Raw genomic sequence first — 20865 nt, forward strand, 5'->3', positions numbered from 1 at the left:
GACATCATGGCGCGGGGCACCGACAAAAACGGCACCGGTCAGGTCGTGATCTCCCGGACGCTGTCGGCCAGCAGCCGGAGGCACCCCGGCGCGCCAGGATTGATGAGCAGGTCGACGCCGTCGTAGTCGTTCAGCAGGCGGAGCAGGTCGACGGGCGCGGCCGGACGCCACCCGGCAGCACGCACTCGGCGGCGGTGCGCCGGGGCCGTCGTGACGAGCAGGCACGGGATGTTGTCCGGTGACGGCGCGACGAGCGGGGATTCGTCGGTGTCCACGGCCACCGCGAAGGCTGATTCGCGAAAGACCGCGGCCAGCTGGTCGAAGTCTGCCTCGCCGCGGGCGGACAGGCGGAGCACGGCGTCCAGCGGGTCGGTCGGGGAGTCTTCCGCGGCCGGTTCGTAGGACGGATTGGGCTCGAAGCGGCTGAGGGACCCGTCCTCGCGCGCGAGCCAGCCGCCGACTACTGCCTGGGGCGGCGGGCTCGGGACTTCGGCGCCGTCGGTCGTCGACGCCGGGCGCCACGCCGGGTCGACCAGCAGCACCCACTGGTCCTCGGCCATCGCTGGCACCTCCTTCGCCTCCGGTGAATCTACCGGGCGGAACTCACTCATGGCTTGGACTCCCTTCCGCCAGTGCGGCCAGTTCAGCGGCCTGGCGGGCGGACGCGGCGCGTTCCTCCGCCTGGTAGCGGCGGATGGCCGCGGCGGTGTGCCACCGGTCCAGCCAGCCCAGCCCGGCGACGCTCAGCCGGTGCAGGGCCGGTCGCGTTCGAGGCCCGTCGAGGGCATTCCGCAGTGCAGTGCGGAAGGCGTCCGCGGACAGGTTCTTCTTGGCCAGCTTCTGGATGGCGGCGGCCAGGCCACGGGCGTAACCGTCGGGGTTCGGGTGGTCGGCGAGCCGGGTGATCTCTTCGAGCAGCAAAGCCCGGCCGCCGGGTGCGCTCAGGACGGCGTCCAGGGCGCCGTGCCGCTGCAGGACCTCGACTGTCTCGGCGATCCGGGTGACGTCAGCGCCGTCCCGGGTCGTTTCGGCAAGGTCGGAGAGCACTGCGGCGGCGTCCGGTTTGCCCAGCAAGGTGTCGGTCACGCCGTGCAGCTGGAGGAAGGCGTGCTGCTCGGTCAACTCGTTACGGAGCGCGGCGAGTTCGCCGGCGGCGGTCCAGATCAGGTCCGGTCGTTCGTGCCGCGCGACGTCCTCGGCGAGAGAAGCGGCCGACTCGCCGCGGCCGAGTTCCGCGAGGACCCAGCCGAGCAGTTTGGCGGTGCCGTCCCGGTCGCTCAGCGCGATCGGCCCGGCAGGCGGGGCCGGGCGGAACCACCAGCGGTGCGTGGCGGTTCGCACCAGTTCTTCGACCATCAGGTCCGTTTCGGTGCTGCTGCCGAGCAAGTATTTCGCAGTCGGGTGTCCGGCCGCCGACAGCCGGACGGCGACCGCGTCGGCTGGACGGTCTGTGCCGTCGGTGCGCAGTTGCCTGGTGAAGTTTCGGACAGCTGTCGCGTCGGTGGTCAGGAAGGACGATCCATGAGGGACGGACACATCGGACGGTGAGTAGTGCACCCCCACGGTACGGCCGTGCTGTGTCCAGGGCCGAGGTGTCGCGGGTGCGGGGCCGTCGTCCAGGCCGCGGAAAACCCTTGGCGCGGGCGTGCCGGCCGGCATCTCGACACCCGGGCCGAAAGCGATCCTGACCCGACCGTCCCCTTCGGACACCCGGATCTTCACGGGGACGCGGTCCAGCACGTCGGCGCCCAAGGCTCCGGCGAGGTTCCCGGCCAGTTCGCGCGCCGCGGCGGTGGCGTGCGCCCGGCCGTCCGGCCCGGTTCCGGTGACCTCGATCGGCGGGACCGGGCCGTCCGTCGAACGCAGCCGGGAGATCAGGGTGTCCAGCGGGGTATCCGCCACCAGGACGGCGTCGTCGGCCTGCATGGTGGCGGCGCGCTGGACCTCGCCGAGGTGGTAATGCACGCGGCTGTCGTCGATGGTCAGCAGCGCGCGGGCAGCGGGCGGCAGCGGGACGTCGTGCACCTCGCCGGTGTAACTGCTGCGGTCGGTCACGGTGCGGACCAGAGACGACAGCTTCGGATCGGCCGCGATGTAGGACAACGCCGCCTGCCACACCAGATCCGGGTCGGCGTGCCGGCGCACCGCGGGCTCGACGGCGGTCAGATGCAGGTCGCCGTCGCGGTTGTGCAGGCCGCGCACCAGCGTCTGGATCACGCGCTGGGTCAGCTCCAGCGTCTCGAACCGGTCCGTCAGCGGAGCCGGATCGCCCTGCGGCGGCAGGAGCCAGCTGTGGTCGCTGTTCATCCGGATCTCCGTCATGCCCGGCAGTTCGAGCGCGGAGTTCAGGCCGATCCGCCGGGCCGTTTCGGTCATCGCGACCGGGCCGGAACGGTACATCACCGACTGCCGGTGCACCCGGCCCATCGGGGTGGCGAAGAAGCCCTGGCCGAGCGAGTCCACCTCGCGCGGCATCAGATTCGCCTGCGTCTGCCCGTAGTTGTCCCGCAGCTGGTCCAAATAGGACGCGGCGAACGGGTGTCCTTTCGCCATGGTGAACGCCGAGTTCGCGATGTTCCCGCCGACCCGGTGCACTGCGTATCCGGCGTCCGACTGGGCGGCGCGGACCACGTCGTCGAGGCCGTGCACGACATTGTCGCCGTCGGTGTAGAGGCCGCCGAACCGGTGCATCAGCTCCAGCCGGAGAATGTCGCTCGCCGCCGCGAATCCCGGGCCGGTCTGCTTGGCCGATTCGGACAGGTAGAACTCCTGTGTCCGCATTGGATGTTCGCTGGTGAACACCTCGTCCACATTGACCAGCTGGACGCGGTGCTCGCCGGCCCACCGCAGCAGATCGCGGACGTCGCGCAGCGGATCCGGACCCTCCTGCGGGGCCGTGGTGGTCAGCGCCAGTTCGGTTTGCCAGCGCGGCACGTCCGTCCACAGTACGGGGACGATGCCGTCGCCGAGCCGGTCCGCCGCGTCGCCGAAGTTGCGGCGGAAGGTGTGCATGGTGCCGGTGTCCTTGAGCGGTCCGCCCAGCCAGATCGAGTGCATCAGCAAGGGCGTTGACGTCGTCTTGGCGAGGGGCTCGACGTCGCCGGGCGCCCACGCGGACAGTTTCTCGTCCGGTCGTTGCTTCTCCAGCGTCCAGTCCCGGTTGTCGTCCAGGTTCGCGGGATCGAGGTGTTCGCCGCTCAGCTGGTAGCCCTTGGTGAGGTCCAGCAGGTCCAGGAAGCTGATGCCCTGTCCGGCGGTGAGGGTGCGGAAGTCGTGCCCGCGCAGGAATTCCGGCGGTTCCGGGGCACGGTACAGGCCGAACAGATCCGGTCCCAGCAACGGCGACGGCGGCGGGCCGTCGACTGCGGTCCGCCGCAGGTCTGCCACGAGCTCCGCGGGCGAGGAGTAGCGGGTTTCCTCGACGGGCGGCGCGGTGTCTGTCGTGGACTGGACTGACGGATCGCCGAAGGTGCGGAAATGGCCGCCGTCGGTGACCGCGGTGAACCCGCCCCTCGCCCCGATGGCCTTGCCGAGCGTCGCCGAATCCCGGCCGAACAACGCGGGTTTCGTCGGTGCGTGCACTGTGGACGGTCCGCCGAGTTCGCCGAGCGCTCGCTGGAAGTCGTGGGCGAGGCCGCCTGGTCCGTCGGTCTGGCCGGTGCCGCACGCGATCAGCGTGACCGACTGGGACTGGGCCAGCGGAGCGGCCCTGGCCACGATCCGGGCGAACGTGTCCCCGTCGACCCGCACAGTCTTGCCGCCGAGCAGAGTCACCTTGACCGACTGTTCGCGTCCGTGGGCGAAGACGAAAAGGGAGTCGTCGTCCCACGGTGCCGCGGTGTGGCCGGCCCATTCGCCGAATCGGCGGCCGGACAGCTCCGGCGTGGCCCCGGTGGCGTTGGCCTGCTTCAGCAGCGGGTCGAACTGTTCCGGGGTCGCGCCTTCCGGCAGGGTGCTGACCGTGCCGGAGTTGTTGTCGACCCAGTCCCGTTCGACGCTTTCGGTGTGCTCGTTCGCCGGGAGGAACGAGACGGCCCGAACCCGGCCGGAGCCGTCGGTGATCTGGCGGACCTGGATCTCGTGCGGGTCGAAGCTGTAGGGCCGGTCGGTGTCAGTGTCCCAGCCGGACACGGTGTCGTTCGCTTCGACAGTGCCTTCGCGATGTTGTTCCGAGGCGTTCTCCGGCGGACGCGGCCAAGTGTGCGCGTGGATCTGGCTGTCCGCTTCGGACTTGGCCTGCCACCATTTCCGCAGCGCCTCGTCGGCCTTCTCGCGGGCTTCCTGGATCCGGTTGGCGGCGTCGTCCTGCCGCGCGGAGTGATCGGTGTGGTTGTTGCGGTACTCGTCCAGCACGGCCAGGATTTCCGCGGCGCGATCCTGCGCGGCCTGCCGCTGCTGGACCAGGCGGGCCTGCTCGTTCCGGATCTGCTCGACCTGCCGTTGCGCGTCCCAGGCCCGCGCGACCAGATCGCTTTGCGCGACGGAACCCGGTTCCTCGCCGAGAGCCAGCGAAAGCAACTGCTCGTCGAGTTCGTTGAGCCGGGCGATCTCGTCATTGCCCGCGCGCAGCGCTTGGCCCACGTCGCGAGCTTCGTTCTGCGCCGTCTGCACCGCTTGCCGCATTTGCTGCACGGGATTGCCGTCGACCGGGAGGTTCAGCCCGCGTGCGCCGTCGGTCGTGGTGCGGACGTTGTCGTTCTCGGACAGCCACGCATCATCGAAGTCACGCTGTGCCTTTTCGAGTTCTTCTTCGGCCGTGCGCCAGTCCTCGGCGGCCTTCTTCACTGTGTCCTGCGCCGAAGCGAGCGTCTCCGGCAAGGGCTGGCCGAGCGAGGTTTCGAGGTCCGTTTCGCTCATCCGCGTCCGCGAGGACTGCGGCACCCGCACCTCGACCGCCGCGGTCTTGCCGTCGACCGTCGCGACGATCCGGTACTCGACGTCGAATCCGACCAGCCCGGTCCGGCCCTTGTCCTTGCCGACGACGGACCGCTGCGCTCCGGCGGTGCTGGACGTCGGATCGGTCCGGCCGATCGGGTTGCGGGCGTCGAGCCCGCCCCACGAATGCGTGTTCTGGCCCGGATCGGTGATGCCGCCGGTGCCGATGTTGCCCTGCTGCTCGCCGGTGACCGTTTCCTTGGCCTCGCCGGTGAACGTGGACCCGGATTGGTCCGAACGCTCCAGTTTGACCGAATCGCTCAGCCCGGTCAGCTCCGGTTTCACGACGCGGGTGTACACCTTCACCGAGGCGTGGCTGCTGCCGGTCACCGCGGAGGAATGCAGATCCGGGGTCGCGAACGGTGTGCCGACCATGTTCGGGAGATGCGCTTGCAGCGTCTCGTTGGTGATCGAGGACGAGAGCGTGTTGTGCGCGCCGGTCCCTGGCCCGGTGAGCCCGTTGCCCGCGCCGGCCAGCCGCAACGCGCGGACAGCGGCGGCCCGCACGTCCGCGGCGCCGCGGATCCCTTCGACGGTCGAAGATTTCGGCAGCGGGCCGAAACCTTCCCGCTGCCACGCGTCGAGCCGGTCCGGAGCGGACTCCGCGGCACTGAGTTCGGTCGTCCGCGAGCCGTACAGTTTGGTGTGGTACTGCTCGTCGCCGGAGATCCGGTGGTCGTCCGCGGACGACCGCGAGGTCACGGTCGCCTCCTGCGAAGCGACCGGGTAGGTGCGCCCGTCCCGGGCGACGACCAGCTCGAACTGGAACTGGTGCCGATACCGCGCCGACGGTCCGCTGGAGGACGAGGTCAACGCCGTGGTCGTGGTCGTGTTCTCGACGGTCTGGTCGGTCTTCGCGCGGGTCCCGGAAGCGCCCAGGTACGCGCCGTCGTAGCCGCTGACCTTGGGCTGGCTGTCCTCGAACAGACCGCGGCCGGCACCGCGGACCTGGCCGCCGTAGGACGAGCCGTGGCCGGAATTCTTTTTGCCTGTCCGGGTCGAGTTGACGACGTGGTCGACCTCGCTGCCGTCGTGCTTCACGTCGAGGAACTGGGTGTCGAGGATCTTCGCTTTGAGCAGCAGCTGGTAGTTGTCGGTCCAGAGCACGCCCGCGTCGTGCGCCAGCAAGGACACGCCGCCGTCCAGTGCACCGTCCACAAGGGACGTAACTGCTTCCGGAGAAGCCGTGTCGAGGGTGCGCTGGAGGTTGTTCATCGAATCGTTCAGCACTGATTTCGGCAGCAGTCTGTCGCCGAGTCCGCCGAGCTGCTGCCGGGCGTCCTGCACCAGCTTCGTCAGGTTGGGAGCGTCTTCCAGCACCGCCGAGCCGAGCGAGCTGGACTTGCCGCCCACCAGCGGCGGAGCGGAAAGCTTGCCCGGCGCCGGGGTGCGCGGCTCGACCGGCGGCAGCAATCCTTCCGCGCGTGCCTCGTCCTCGGCCATCGCCACGAAGACCGAACCCGGCAGCTGGACGTCCGCGCCTGCTCGCGAAATCGACCCGTTGACCAAGCCTTCCTGGCGGCTTTCCGCGATCAGCCGGACGTTCGTGTCGTACTGCACCAGCACCGTGCGACTGTCCGAAGAGGACCGGTTGGTGTGGTCGATGCTCGCGGTGATCTCGTGGGACGAACCGGAGCTGCGCTGCCACGGGCTCCACTTCGCGGTACCGAAGAACTGGCCCTGGCCGTGGGTGTCGCTGCCAGGCGGCCGGACGGTGAGGCCGAGTTGCACGTTGGCTTCGACGGATTGCTTGTGCGTGCCTTCGTAGCCGGCCTTCGAACCGCCGGAATACGTCCGGTCGCCGCCGCCGGTTTCCGAGACCGCGACGAGCTTCGGATTGCTCAGCGAAATGCCCATGCCGAGACCGCCGACTCGGTCCGCGACGCGGCGGTCGTAGCGGAATCCGTTCGCGGTACCGCCCTGTTTGAGCAGCTTCGGCGTGAGGCCGCGGAAGTTTTCCGGGGAGAACATCCGGTCCACGCGGGCCCGCGCTTCGCTGCCGGGCAGGCCGAGGACCGCGTCGCCGCCGGCCGCGCGCTGGAGCTGGCGCAACGCCTCGTCTCGCAGCGCCTCGGTGTTCGCAAACGCTTCCACGTGCAGGAATTTCGGCGTCGTGTGGTTCTGCTGCTGGGTCAGCAAGTCGTCGATGCTCGGGGTTTCGTTCGGCGTCATCGAGACCACGCCGGGTTTGCCCGGCTTGAATGCGGCCGGGTCCTTCGTGAGCGCGGCCCCGTCGTTGATCCACAAATCGACTTTGCCGTCGATCTTCGGCAGGCCGGGATCGCCGGTTTTGGCCACTGTGGCCACCTTCGGCGTGACCCGGAAGGGCGATCCGGGCGTCAGCCGCCGCACCCACGGCCGGTGGCGCGTGTAACTGGTGATCTCGACCTCGAACTCGATGTCGTGCTCGAAGACCTGCGAATCCGGGCTGCCGCCCTTGCCGGTCGTGGTGGTCACCGTCGGGCCGCCGGAGTTCTTCCACGTCCGGTTGTCCGAGTACTGCAGCGGGCTGACGGTCGGGCTGACGCCGAGGTTCGCCACCGTCGTGGCGCCCGGAATGATCACGCGGCCTTCGAGGCCGACCGTCCAGCCTCGTTCGGTGGTGGTCGCGCTGGTCAGCGAGGGGCTCGTTTCGTTGCTGTTCTTGACCGCGCGGCCGTCCGCCTGGCCGAGGTGACGGCCAGGCCCGGGCTTCGCCTTCACGGTGACGTTGATGTACTCGTCGGTGAACAGCCCGCGCCGCTTCAACTGGGCTGAAACGCCTTGGGTGAACAGACTGTCCATTTTGCCCCGGAGCGAGGCGAGGGAGAACGTGGACGTGATTTTCCGCAGGTTCGCGAACCGCTCGGAGACGTCCCGGCCGGAGCCTTGGTCGTCGCCTTGGAACTTGTCCCAGCGGGGCAGGAACTTGTCCGCCCCCGGCAGGTTCCGCAGCGCGTTTTCGATCTGCGGCTGGACACGCGTCGCCGGTTCGAACGACCCGGGCCGCGCGGTGCCCGCCGCCATGGCCGCCGCGAGATAGGGCGGTTCGTAGCGCGCACCGACGTCTTTGAACTTCGCCGCGGTGTTCTTCGGTACCGGAAGTCCCTGTGCTTTCGCCTCGGGCAAGCCCATCCGCGTGTACGAAGTGGCCTGGACGGTGGTCTTTTCCCCGGCGGAAGTGGTGACGTCGAGGTCGACGGTGACCTTGTACAGGCCGATGTCGCCCTTCGCGTTCACTGTGGACTTGTTGGTGAAGCTGGTGCCGCTTGTGGACTGCTGGTTGACCTTCCGGGAATAGCTGCCGCTGACCCCGCCGACGCCGCCGACCGCCCCGGGCACATAGGAACCGCCGCCGAAGATCGCATTGACCTCCCCGCCGTATTTCGACGAGACGGTGGTGCTTCCGCCGTTTACCGAGGAATCGTTGAACCGCAGTTCGCTGTCGCCCGGGATGGTGCCGAGGTATTCGACGTTCGTCGGCCGCGCCGCCAACTGCACGGCGTCGCGGTGGGCACCGTGCGGGCTGAGCAGGTCGTTCGACACCACCGGACTGCCCTGCATCGCGGTGCCGAGCATACTGCGCACCCCGCCGCGGCTGAGGAATTCCCGCAGCGAGGTACGGCCCGGGGCGCCGAATTTCGTCACCGACGGATGCAGGTTTTTGCTCACCTGATCGAAGAGCGCGTTCTCGTCGAAGTCGACCGCTTCCGGCGAAAGGAATTCGATCTTCCTGGCCCAGTCCGGCTTCGGCTCCGCGGGCCCGGCAGGCTGTTCCTGCTTCAGGTTGGCCAAGTCCGTGGAGAGGACCACTCCGACTTGGCCCTCCACTGTGGATCCGACCAGTCCGCCGGTTTCGTTGCGCACCGTGATCCGATAGGTGACCGGAGCGTCGGCCCGCTGCATATCGCCCGCGGTGCGGATCACCCGTTGCTCGGTTCCGGTCGTGGTGCCGGTGTGCTCCGCGGACGGGCTGGCGAGCTGCGCGGTGCCGCCGACGGAGGCGTACGGACCGGCCGGGAACATCGCGAAGTACGAGGAGCCGACGACCTTCGCGGTGGTGTCGGTGTTCGGGCTCGCGTGGGTGGTCTTGACCTCGTTCTTGACGTCGCCGATGGTCGGCTGCGGGAGTTTCGTGATCTGGCCGGCGTTGACGGAGCCGAAGTCCGGCTCCGCGGTGACGTGCACCTCGTACCACTTCTCGCCCGCCCGCACCATCTGCTTGCGGCCCTCGCCCATGAAGGACTCGAACTCAGGGCCGGACAGGGAATCGGTAATCGCTTCGATGCCGTGGATGTGCGGCGGGTTCCGCGGTTTCGGGTTGAGGCGGTGGATCAGGTTTTCGATGCTCGTGCCGACCTCCTCGGCGCCGCGGACGTCGACCGGGACCACGGAGCCGAGCGCTGTGCCGTCGCGGGCGAACTCGGGCAGCCGGTCGGCGAGGGGACGGGTGTCGGGCTCCTCTTCGGTGTGCTCGTCGGCGACGAGCACGGCTTCGTCCTGACGCGGCGTCCAGTCCGCGACCAGCTGGTCGAAGAACGCGGCGCGCTGGGGGGCTTCGGCCCGCAACCGGTCCGGGTCGAGGAAATAGAACTTGGCCGCTTCGGCCATGTCCTCGTTCGGGTTCGTCGCGCCGTAGCGGGTGATCGGGCGTTCGCCGTCGAAGGACGGGAAGCCGTCGGCGGTCCAGTATCCGGTGTGCTCGTTGAACGCCGAGAGGTTCTCCTCGCGGAGTTCCTTGGCGATCCGGGCGGCGCGCACGCGGATCAGGTCGGTTTCGCCGCGTTTCGCGAACACCTCGGGATGGGACTGTTCGAGCTGTTTGACGAACTCCGAGCGCCGCGGCGCGTCGGCGGCCAGTTTGCCCGGCGCGGCCAGATGAGTCCGGATCGACCCGGCGAAGTCCTCGAAATCGCTGCGGAACTTCGGGTCCGTCGGCGGTTCGGCGCCGGGCGCCCGCTTCGGCGTGTTGTCCTCGTTCCAGACGCCGACGTGCTTGGTGTAGTCGCCGAGGGCGTATTTGAGCAGGCCGTGGGACAGTTCGTGGGTGAGCATGCCCTCGACCTCGCGGCGCCCGCCGCCGAAGTCCCGGTCGAAGCCGGCCATCGCGTAGACGTTGACCGTCCGGTGCGAGCCGATGTACTCGCCCGCCATGCCAGGGGAAAGCTGCCCGTTCTCGATGCCGAAGTTCGCCGCGCCGACGTGCTGGACTTCCTGCTCGATCCCGGCGCGGGAGGAATTCTGCCGCTGGTCGCCGATGATCGGGGCGTAGTGCTTGAGCGCGTCGGCGACGGCGGCCTTTTCGTCCGGGGTGAACGCGCGGGGTTTCACGCGGTTCGCGACGGTCTCGCTGGCTTTCGGATTGCTTTCCCGGACCGCCTGGACGCCGCGCTCGGAGTCGAACTGGACACCGGTCTGCTGGTCGTGCGTTCCCGGGGCGGGTTCGCTCGACGGGTGCGGGTCCGGCGGGGCCTTGATGGGCGTGTGCAGGTTCGGCTTGCCGTCCGGATCGGGCTGCGAACGGAGGTCGTCCTGCCGCGGTGGCGGGTTCGTCGCGGGGGAGTCGCCGAGATGGTGGTCACGGATGTTCGCGGTGTTCGACACCTGCTCGAGCTGGGCCAGGTTGCCCTGGTTGAGCCGCGAATCGTGCCAGGCGTCCGGGCCCATCACGCCCGGCTGGTCCTGGCGGTTGAACAGCATTTCGTCGTTCTTGTAGCCGTCGCCGAGGCCGAGGAAGTGCATCAGCTCGTGGGTGACGCCGAAGGGCGAGTCGTGCACGTCCCAGTTCAGCTGGTTCGTGTCCGGGGTGCCGGAGTCCACAGTGGAATCGTGCAGGTTCACCGGGATCCGGCGGCCGGGATCGGCCTGCCAGCCGGTGTCCTCCGGGTGGATGTCGTCGGCGACGCGGACGTCCAGGCGGACGTGCAGCTGGTCGCCGCCGGGCAGCCGGGAGGACTGGTTGACCCAGTCGTCGAGGTGGGCCCGCATTTCCTGGATGAACTGCTCCCGCTGCGCAGGCGACACCGAGCCGGAATGCGAGGTCAGGTCGATCGGGATGGTGTGCTCGCGCACCCACTGGCCCGGCGCGATCTCGAACCGGCGCACGTCGAACCGGATGTGCGCCATCGCTCCGGCGAGCTGCCCGCCCTTGAGCCCCGCGCGGTTGCCAGTGAACTGCCCGGCGATCTTCTTGACCGGGTCGAACCGCTCCGCGGAAAACCGGGTGACCGGTGCGGTGTCGCGACGGCCGTTCCAGTCCTTCGGCCCCGGCAGGGTTTTCGGGTTCGGTTTCGGCGCCGCCGTTGCCTGCCCGTTGTTCTTCGGCGCGGCAGCGGGAGTCTGCGTGGTCGCCGGACGGTTGCCGCTGAGGTTGTCGACCAGCGCCTGCCGGGTGGCGAGGGTCAGCTCGGCGAGCTTCTTGCCGTCGTCGACGTTCTCCTTCATGCCCTTGACCAGCGACGTGCGCTCGTTCTTGGGCAGATTCGCGACAACCTCGGAAAACACCTCCGGCCGGTTCGGCGTCGGCCCGCTCGGAGTGATCTCGTGGAACGCGGCTTTCGCGGCGATCTTCGCCAGATTGGGATCGAGAGTCGTGTGATTGCCGAGATAGTGGCCGATCTGGTCGGACCAGGTGGTTTCGTTGGCGTGGCTTTGGGTCAGCGCGGTGATGCCATTCGGATCGGTGCCGACCTTGCCCGCGATCCGCGATCCGTCGGTCTGGACGGCGAGATCGGACGAGAATTTCGCGATCGCGCTCGGATGGTCGCTGTATTGCCAGCTCGGGTTGCGCTGGGACAGGACTGAATCCACCAGGCCCTGGCCTTCTTTGGCCCCGTAGTCGAAATTGCCGGTGTTGGGGTTTCTGGTGCCGAAGGTCGCGTCGTTCTCCAGCTTGTTTCCCGGCATCCGGACGAAAGTGTTCGGCTCCGGAAAATAAACCGACCGGGAGTCGACTCCGGCCAGCGCCTGCCGGACGTCGAGATCCAGCTGCGCGGCACGGTTGGCGAGGTCCCCGTCCTCGGGCCGGACGTGGTAACCGCCGCTGATCACCTCTGGCGGGCCTTCGGGGTTCTGCTGGACGGCGGTGTTGACCGCGTCGAACAGCGGCCCGTCGCGGGTGGCGAGGGAATGGATGTCGGCGTCGCCGGTGTGCAGGTAGACCTCGTTGTCGCCGCCCGCCTCGCGGATCTGCTGGGTGAGCTTCTCGGTGACCGGGTTCCGGACGATCGTTTCGCGGATGCCGCCGTAGGGGATGGTTTTCTGGTCGATGACCGGGTTGCTCGGGTGTTTCCAGGTGAATCCGACGATCGCCACCGGGAAACGGTTGTCCCAGGTATTCTGGAACTGCTGGATTTTCTGGTTGATGGCTTGTTCTGAGCCCGGTGTCCCGTTGAGTCCGATGACCAGGCCGAACCGTCCGTCCGAAGAATTCCCGGTGAACCCGGCGGAGTACTTTTCCGCGAGGTCCTGGAGATTGTCGTCCGGAGTGGCGGCGACGGTGGCCACTACGCCGACGCCTTCCTGGCTGTTGCGGGTGCCGAGGTCGCCGATGATGCCGGTTTCGTGCACGACGGTGAACTTGAAGTTCCTGAGGTGCTGAGCGAAATCGGCCTTGCCGCCGGTGACCGGGGGCTGCTTGCCGACATTCGGCCCGGGGCCGGTGCTGGCGGCGGGGGCCGGCTTTTTCGGCGCGGCGACCGGGGTGTGGAGGTTGGGGGCCGGTTTTTTGGGTGCGGCGACCGGGGTGTGGAGGTTGCGGTGGGGGGTCGGTTTCGTGGGCGGCGAGGGTGGGGTGTCGAGGTCCCGGCGCGGCGGATTCGCCGCGGTGGTCGCCTTCTTGGCCGGCCCGGCCGGCGTGTCCTGGCGGGGTGTCGCTGGGGCTGGTTTCCCCGGGGTGTCTTGGCGCGAAGCGGTGTTTTCGCTCGGCGCAGGGGTGGGCTTGGTGCTGATCGGCCTCGCCGGGGACGGCGCTGGGCTGGCCTTTGGCTGGGGAGCGGGGTCGCGCGGGGCCGGCTCGGCCGCGGGCTTCGCGTTGGTCGCCGGATTCGTCGAACTGTCGGGGTTCCGGTCGGGATTCGGCGTCGGCGAGGAGGCGGTGCCCGGGGTGACGACCGAGGTGGCGGCTGGCCCGCGCTGGGCGGAGGGAGCCGGCGTCGAGGCGGGCTCGGCGGCCGGGTTCGAGGTGGGGTGAGGGTCCGCGGCCGGGCTGGGGTGGGTGTTCGAGGTCGGTTTCGCGGCTGGGTCTGGTGTGGTCGGCGGGTTTGGGCTGGGGTGGGTGTTCGAGGTCGGCTTGGCGGCTGGGTCTGGTGTGGTCGGCGGGTTCGGGCTGGGGTGGGTGTTGGGGTTCGGCGTGGTGGCCGGGCCCGGAGAAGCAGCCGGGTTCGAGGTGAGGTTGGTGTCGGGGTTCGGACGGGCGCTCGGGACCGGATCGGCGCTCGTCGGGCCGGGATTGGCGACCGAGGTCCGGACGAGGCTCGGATCCGGGGCGGGGGAGGCGTGCGGGTTCGAGCCGTCGACGGTCGTCTTGGGGGCGGGGCTGGGGGTCGAGTCGATGCCCTTGACGCTGCTCGAAGTCGGCGGTGGTACCGGCTTGGGCTGCGGGCTGGCGGCCGGGTCGGGGGAGTTCGGGCTGGTGCTGGCGGTCGAACCCTGGCTGGTGTTCGGGGTGCGGACGGCGTCGGGGGACGGGTTCGCCCCGGCGGGGTGATGTGGCGAGGCCGTGCCGTTCGGGCTGGGCGACGAGCCCGGAGAAGCGTTGGCCGCGGGACCCGGGTTGGCGTGGCCGGACGGGCTCGGGGCAGTCTCCTGGCCGGGGTGAGTCGTCGGGTTCGGGGAGCCGTTGGGCTCGCCCGCGGAGTGCGGAGCCGCGGTCGGGTGACCGCTGAAGCCGGGTAGGCCGGCGTCGTGCGGTGCGGCGGGCGAGTGGTTGCCGCTGGTCGCGGGCGGTGAGACGGGGTGGTTGCCCGCTGCGGGGTGACCGTTCGTGCTGGTGGAGCCGGCGGGCGGGTGTCCCGTCGTGCCGGAGTTAGGCGCGGAAGCTGGTGGGGTGGCGTCTTGGGGCCCGGTGGTGTGGGGCGCGGACGACGGCGGAGCGGGGGTGCCGTTCGTGCTGGGGTTCGGCGTGGACGTTGACGGAGTTGCCTCTGGGGACCCGGCGTGGCCAGGTGCGGAGGGTGGCGGAGCCGGGTTGCCGGTCCGCACCGAGTCCGGCGTCGACGGGGGCGGGGCGGTGTGGTGGTCGGAGCCGTTCGTGCCGTGGTTGGCGGAGTCCGGGTTGGGGTTTGTGCCGGGGGACGGGCTGGGGTTGGGGTTTGTGCCGGGGGACGGGCTGGGGTTGGGGTTCGTGCCGGGAGACGGGCTGGGGTTGGGGTTGGCGTTCGTGCCCGGATTCGGGCTCGGGCTGGGGTTTGTGCTCTGGTTTCCGGCGGTCGTGCCGGGGCCGGTGCTCTGGTCGCCGTTCGTGCCGGGAGCGGGGTTCGGGCCGGTGGTGGCGGGCCCGCCGGGGTTTACGGGGCCGGGGTTGGCACCGGGCGGATTCGAGCCGGTGGCGGGAGTGTTCGCGCTGCCGGACGAGTCGGTGCCTCCGGCGGGGTTGCTGCCGGGCGAGTGGGGGCTTGGCGCGGAATTGCCGGCCGGACCGTTCGCGGGGGTGTTGCCGGTGGGCGCGTTCGAGTTGTTCGCGGAGTCTGAGTTGCCTGCTGAGCCGGGGCCGCTCGGTGTAGTCGAGTTGCTTGTGGAGTTGGGGTTGTTCGCCGTGTCCGGGTTGCCCGCGGTGGCGGGGCCGCTCGGTGAAGTTGGGTTGCTGCCTGGGGAGTTGGGGTTGTTCGCCGTGTCCGGGTTGCCCGTGGAGCGGGGGCCGCCCGGTGAAGTGGCGTCGCCGGGTGAGGGCGAGTTGTTCGCGGAGTGGGAACCGTTCGCCGAACTTGAGTTGGCAGCGGAGTTCGGGCCTCCGCTCGGCGTGCTGCCGTTCGCCGAGTGCGAGCCGGTTGCGGAATTGGGGTTGCCGGCCGAGTTCGGTCCGGTGCCGGAGTGTGAGGTGCTGCCGGGGGAGTTCGAGCCGCCCGTCGAGCGGGGGTCGCCGGAAGTCGAATTGCCGGTGGAGTTGTTGCCGTGCGCGGAGGAGGTGTTCTGGCCGTCGTTGTGCGGAGCGTTGTTGCCGGAGCCGCCGGGGCCGACTTCGCCGGAGCCACCTGCGCCGTGGGAATTGCCGGAGCTGCCGGGGCCGACTCCGCCGGAGCCACCTGCGCCGTGGGAATCGCCGGAGCCGCCGGGGCCGACTCCGCCGGAGCCACCTGCGCCGTGGGAATTGCCGGAGCTGCCGGGGCCGACTCCGCCGGAGCCACCTGCGCCGTGGGAATCGCCGGAGCCGCCAGGGCCAACGCCGCCAGGACCAACGCCGCCAGAGCCGCCGGACCCGCCGGAGCCGCCGGACCCGCCGGGTGCCGTGGGGCCGTTGATCGGGTTCACCTTGATGTTCCCGGGACCGTTCTCCCCGCCGGGGTCGTTCGGGCCCTTCCCCTGACCACCGCCGTCATTGCCGCCGCCGGTGAGTTTGTCGTGCAGGCTCTGCCCGGCGTGGTGGGCGCCGTGGGTGGCGGCGCCGCTGAGGCCGCCGTTGAGGGCTCCCCAGCCCAGGCTGTCGAGGTCTCCGCCGAACAGGCCGGCCCCGGACAGGCCGACGACCACCTCGGTGGCCGCTTCCACCCCGGCCGCTCCGAAGACGTTGTGGCCCCACTTGCCGAGGCCGCTGTGCGCGCCCGCGGCGAACGCCCCGCCGATCGCGCCCAAGGCCGCGTTCTGGCCGATCTGTTTCCAGTCGAAGCCGTCCCGGTTTCCCTGCGCGATCTGGATGAACTCGGCCAGCATCTCCTCGGCCGCCTCTTCCGCGGCTTCCTGCGCGGCCTCGCGCGCGACCCTCGACAGCAGGCTCATCAGGCGCGACATCAGCGAGCGTTCGATCTGCATCACCGCGGTCCGCCCGGCCGCCCAGATTCCCGGGATCAACGGGGCGGTGAACGGGTTCGTCATCGCCCAGATCAGGTCCGCGGCGGTGACCGCGATGGAAATGAGAATGCCGTATTTGGCGTTCTCGACATTCAGCGCGTATTCGCGCAGCGCGGCGGCCTGCTGCTGGGCCCGGTAGGAGAAACCCGCGCCCATGGTGCTGAGTTTGTTGGCGTAGTCGGCGAAGTTGGTCGCTACCTCGCCGCCCACGTTGGAGATCACCTGGTCCGCCAGCTGGCTGAAACCGGTTCCGGCGGCGGAGATTTCCTGTGCGACCTGATCCCATTCGGCGGCCAGTTCGCGTGCTTTGTCCTCGTCGCCCTGCGGCCAGGCGTCACCCGCGATGATGTAGAACACCCAGTTCAGGCTGGGGTCCACCATGAGACTCATCGCGGGGGCACCTCCTTAGCGCACAGCAGTCAGGAAACGGGGTCTTCCGGGGTGATCGCGGGCTGGGCGGGGATCGACTTCGCCGGTTCCCAGCCGCGTGGTGCGGGTTCTCCCTTCACCGCGGGCACCCAGGACTCCGTCGGCTCCAGGCGGGCCGGGGTCCGCTCCGGCAGGGTGACCTCGCCTTCGGGGGTCTCCATCCGGTCCTCGACCGCGTGCACCGGTTTCTCCGAGCGGACGAAGACCGTCGATTCGGTCGGTTGCAGCGGGGTCTCGACCTTGTGCTGGGCCGGGCGCTCGGCCGAGAGGCGCTTCAAGCGCGGTGCGTCGCCGGTCACGGGTTCCTTGCCGCGATCCGGGACCTGCGCCCGGAGGCTCTTGGCCGGGGTCCAGCCGCCGCCGTCTTCGGCTTCCGGTTCGGTGCGCAGCAGCTTGCCCTGGATCCGCACGCCGCGCTGGTACTCGGTCGGAGGGTTGTCCGAACCGCCGCCGGGGTCGGCCTTGCGGACCTTGTGGTTCAGGTCGGTGAAGTTCTTGAACAGGGCGTTCGACCCGTCGTAAGCACCCTGGTCTGCCTCGCGGAACGACGTCGCCATGTCGCCGATCGCGTCGCGCGTCGCTTCCACCGCCAGTGCCCAGGCGTTGATGCCGTTGTAGATCTCGGCCGCCGACTGGATGTGCGTTTTCGAGAATTCGTTGCCGTTCTTGTCGTTCCCGGCCGCGTCCTGGATCCGGCCGGGGTTCGCCAGGCTCTGCACCCGCTGGGCCAGCGTGCGCAGTTCGGCGCTCTTGCCGTCGAAGCCGTCGCGGCCGCCGTCCAGACCGTCGGCGTCGACGAAAAACTGGTCGGTCACGGCAGGTTCCCTTCGTCGAATCCCGGCACCCGCGCCGAGAACAGGGCGTTGACGTCCACTTTTCCGCTCATCAAATCCTCCGCTGAGATGCCCGGCGGCAGCATGGGGGCCATCATTTCCGCGGCCGCGGCGACGGATTTCTGCCGGGCGGCGGCCACGGTCTGCACGATCACCGAGGCCAGCTCGGCGGGAGCCATGCGTTTGTACGCGCTGGTGGGGAAGGAAAGTTCGGTCAGGTCGCCGGTACGGCCTACGGTCGCCGTGACCTCGCGGCGAGCCGAAGTGGCGGTGCTGGTGGCGGTTTCGACGTCCTGGCGGGCTTGGTCGAAATGGTCGCGTTGGTGCTGGTAAGCCGCCATCGCGTCCTCAAGCATCTTTTCGTAGTGCGTGCTCATCAATCCCCTCCCGAGGGTCAGCCGACCGAGGCCAGTCCGGGCCCGAGGGCCATGGCGCCGGTGTCGGGCGGGCGGATGCCGCGCAGATCGGCGGCGGCGAGCGTGCGGGACGCGGCGGCGGCCGAGAGCGTGCGGGCGAGTTCGTGCGCGGCGTACGCGGTGTGGTCGGACGCGGCGGACAGTTCGTGGGCGAGGGCGTCGCGGACGTCGTCGGGAACCTCGTGACCACGCCGCACCAGCAGGCGTACGGCGATCTCGGCGAGTTCGTCCACTGTGTATTCGCCGAGCTGCCAGCCGTACGGGAAGGCGTCGCGCAGGGTGGGCAGTTGGGCGAGCAGTTCGCCGACGCGGTCGCTTTCGCCGGTGAACACCACGACCGGATCGGCGGGACGGCGGGCGATCATTTCCGACAGTGCTTCCAGGGCTTCGATGCCGGGGGTGTGCGGCGAGGTGTCCCAGTCGCCGTCCAGGTCGACGACCAGGGTGCCGCCGGAAGCGTCCTCCACCGCGGCCCGGACCAGGTGTTCGGCTTGGCCCGGCCATTGCGGGGAAAGCTCTTCGGCGAGGTTGCGGCGCACCAGCTGTCCCATCGGGGCCATGCCGAATTCGGAGAGGATTTGCGCGTACAGTTTCGCGTACTCCGACCGTCCGGTGCCGCGTTTGCCGCTGATCACCAGATTGGCCTGGTGGCCGAGCGGCTGGCGTTCGTGGGCGAGCCTGCCGAGTTTGAGCAGCAGCCGTTCGGCGTTCTCTCGCACCGATTTCTGGCCGGCCAGGCCGCTGAGACGCTTCCAGCCCGCACTGGTCTTGACAGCGGCGGCGGGATCGGCGGCGACCGAGACCGTTGACTTCGCGGCGGACGGCAGTTGCGCGAGCTCGGCCTGAAGGTCATCGGCGGTGAGGCGGTTCAGTTCGATGTCTTTGGACGGCGGATAAAGCGCCAGCCGCGACGCCTGGTTGTTCACCATCGCCTCGAACAGCTTGCGCGCGACCCGGCCGTTGCCGAACGTCGAGGTCTTCGGCACCCGTTCGAAATACTCGCGCAGCGCGGCGAGCGCGTCGTCGGTCATCTCGTAGTAGTGCTTGCGGGTCAGGCCGGTCGTGATGGTGACCAGTTCGTCGACGCTGTAGTTCGGGAATTCGATGGTGCGGGTGAACCGCGAGGCGAGGCCGGGGTTCGACTGCAGGAACTGTTCCATCTGCTCGGAATAGCCCGCGACGATCACCACCAGCGAATCGCGCTGGTCCTCCATGATCTTCATCAGCGCGTCGATCGCTTCCTGCCCGAAGTCCGGACCGGAGCCGCCGGTCGGCGCGCTCAGCGTGTACGCCTCGTCGATGAACAGCACCCCGCCGACGGCCTTTTCCACGACCTCGGTGGTCTTGATCGCGGTGGACCCGATGTACTGGCCGACCAGGTCCTGGCGGGCCACCTCGATCATGTGCCCCTTCGACAGGATGCCGAGTTCGGCGAGCACCGTGCCGTACAGCCGGGCGACCGTCGTCTTGCCGGTGCCGGGCGGGCCCGCGAACACCAGGTGCCGCGACATCGGCGGCATCGGCAGGCCCATCCGCTCGCGCATCTGCGACATCTTGATCAGGTTGATCAGGCCGGTGACTTCCTTCTTCACCCCGGCGAGCCCGACCAGCGCCTCCAGATCGCCCAGCGGGCCTTCGAGCACCTCGCCGGCGGCCTCGCTCACGGTCTGGTCAGCGGCCGCGAAGCCGCCCGGCGGACCGGCGGGCGACGGCTCGGCAGTTCGGGCGGAATCGGTGCCGAGGTTGTCCACGTCCGCGTGCTCGCCGCTCACGAGTTCGCCCGAGGCGTCGTTGACCACGCAATCGCGGATGCTGACCGGTTCGGTGGTTTCCACGTGGAAGCCGTCCTCGCCCGCGCCGAGGATCTCGCATTCGGTGAACGACGCCTGAGCACCGACGTACACCCCGTTGCCTCGCGCATTGCGCACCCGGCAGCGGGAAGCGGTCAGCCTCGATCCGACGGTGATTCCGTCCCCGGCGGAATCGATGATCTCGCAGTCCTGCAAGGAGATCTCCGCGGTACCGGCAAGGTGCAGGCCACCGCCGCGCACCTGCACCGACTTCGCCGAGGACGGCGCGCCACCAGTGAACGAGACCGCCTTGTCGGCCGTCGAATCGACGCGGAGGTCGGCGACAGTCAACCGGGCGTCCTCGGTGACCTGCACCCCGGTTTCCCGGCCGGTGTCGATGGAGGCGTCCGCGAGGTCCAGAGTGGACTGTCCGGAAAGGACGACCCCGACGCCGCTGTCCGGCGTCATCCGCAGCCCGCCGACGGTTACCGCGGATTCCGCGCTGACCGACATCGCGGTGTGCGTAGAGCCCCGCACGGTCGCGCGCTCGAACCGCGGCCGTGCCTGGTCGTCGACCAGGATCGTGACCGGCGAGCCTTCAAAAGTGCAGTCCACGAACTGCGGTGCGGAGGTTCCGGTGGCCTGCACCGCGTTCGTGCCCGCCCCGGCGAACACGCACTCGCGCAGCAACGGCTCGGCGGACGCGGCGATGTGCGCGGCCTGCATCGGTGCCGACCGGAACTGCGACGACGCCACCGAAATCCGGCCCTTGCTGGTCACGTACAGGTCGACGTTCGCGCTGTCCCGCACGCTCAGCCCGGTGATCGTCGCGCGCCCTTGCTGTTCCACGACCATCGCCGGTTTCTGCGCGCCGACGATCTCGCACTGCTCGACAATCGCGACCGCTTCGCCGTTGACGCACACTCCGTTGCCCGCCGCGCCCCGCACCGCGCAGCGCCGCAGCAGCACCGATCCGGTCTCGGCCACGACCACCCCGGACGACGCGGCGTCGACGATCTCAGTGTCCTCAATGGCCGATTGCACCGGCGAGGCGATGACGACCCCGGCGCCGCCGGTGCTGGTCACCGTGCAGCCCCGCAGCGCGAGCGAACCCTCCAGCCGGGCCAGCAGCGTCGCCCACGAGGTCCCGGACAGCCGGCAGCCGTCCAGCGCCGCCTCGCCGCGCACGACGTCCACCGTGACCAGCTGGTCGTCGACGCCGGTGAGAACGAACCCGCTGAGCTGCACCGCTTCGGCGTTCGCGACGAGCACGCTTCCGGTGTTCGCCACGATTTCCACGGTCCCCGCGCCCTGTTCGGCCACCAGCGACACCATCCGGTCCACCACGAGGTTTTCCTCGTACCGTCCGGGGTGCACGCTGATCGTCGCCCCCGGCTGCGCCTGCGCCAGCGCCGCGCCGATGGTTCCGAAGGCACCCGGCCGGTCGCCGCCGACCACGAGCAGCTGTCGGTTCATCGT

General features: G+C 69.6%; 5 protein-coding genes. All 5 read right to left on the reverse strand.

Annotated features, from left to right (window positions below; translation table 11 throughout):
* Positions 1-38: 38 nt before the first annotated feature.
* Genes BM362_RS15505 through BM362_RS15550 form a run of 5 tightly spaced genes read right to left on the reverse strand, consistent with a single transcriptional unit; the run spans position 39 to position 20862 of the window.
* A complete protein-coding gene (locus tag BM362_RS15505; protein ID WP_093573588.1) occupies positions 39-611 on the reverse strand; it encodes a type VII secretion system-associated protein in 573 nt (190 codons plus the stop codon).
* Positions 604-16308 (reverse strand): WXG100-like domain-containing protein, encoded by a 15705-nt coding sequence (locus tag BM362_RS15510; RefSeq protein WP_143132428.1) that lies wholly within the window; start codon positions 16306-16308, stop codon positions 604-606. Before BM362_RS15510 ends, BM362_RS15505 begins: the two co-directional genes overlap by 8 nt.
* Before the next feature lie 29 nt (positions 16309-16337).
* Entirely contained in the window at positions 16338-17162 is an 825-nt protein-coding gene (locus BM362_RS15540; protein ID WP_093573594.1) for a hypothetical protein, read from the reverse strand.
* Positions 17159-17557, reverse strand: a complete 399-nt coding sequence (locus BM362_RS15545; RefSeq protein WP_067590595.1) for a YbaB/EbfC family nucleoid-associated protein — start codon at positions 17555-17557, stop codon at positions 17159-17161. The genes BM362_RS15540 and BM362_RS15545 overlap by 4 nt, the downstream gene beginning before the upstream one ends.
* Before the next feature lie 17 nt (positions 17558-17574).
* Positions 17575-20862 carry a right-handed parallel beta-helix repeat-containing protein gene (locus tag BM362_RS15550; RefSeq protein ID WP_093573595.1) on the reverse strand — a complete coding sequence of 1096 codons (3288 nt, stop codon included), beginning with the start codon at positions 20860-20862 and terminating at the stop codon, positions 17575-17577.
* Between the last annotated feature and the right edge of the window lie 3 nt (positions 20863-20865).

This window comes from Amycolatopsis rubida, assembly GCF_900115345.1.
Lineage (GTDB): Bacteria > Actinomycetota > Actinomycetes > Mycobacteriales > Pseudonocardiaceae > Amycolatopsis > Amycolatopsis rubida.

Coding starts and splice junctions, on each gene's coding strand:
- BM362_RS15545 (WP_067590595.1), bottom strand. CDS start 17,557: ATGAGCACGCACTACGAAAAGATGCTTGAGGACGCGATGGCGGCTTAC.
- BM362_RS15505 (WP_093573588.1), bottom strand. CDS start 611: ATGAGTGAGTTCCGCCCGGTAGATTCACCGGAGGCGAAGGAGGTGCCA.
- BM362_RS15510 (WP_143132428.1), bottom strand. CDS start 16,308: ATGAGTCTCATGGTGGACCCCAGCCTGAACTGGGTGTTCTACATCATC.
- BM362_RS15550 (WP_093573595.1), bottom strand. CDS start 20,862: ATGAACCGACAGCTGCTCGTGGTCGGCGGCGACCGGCCGGGTGCCTTC.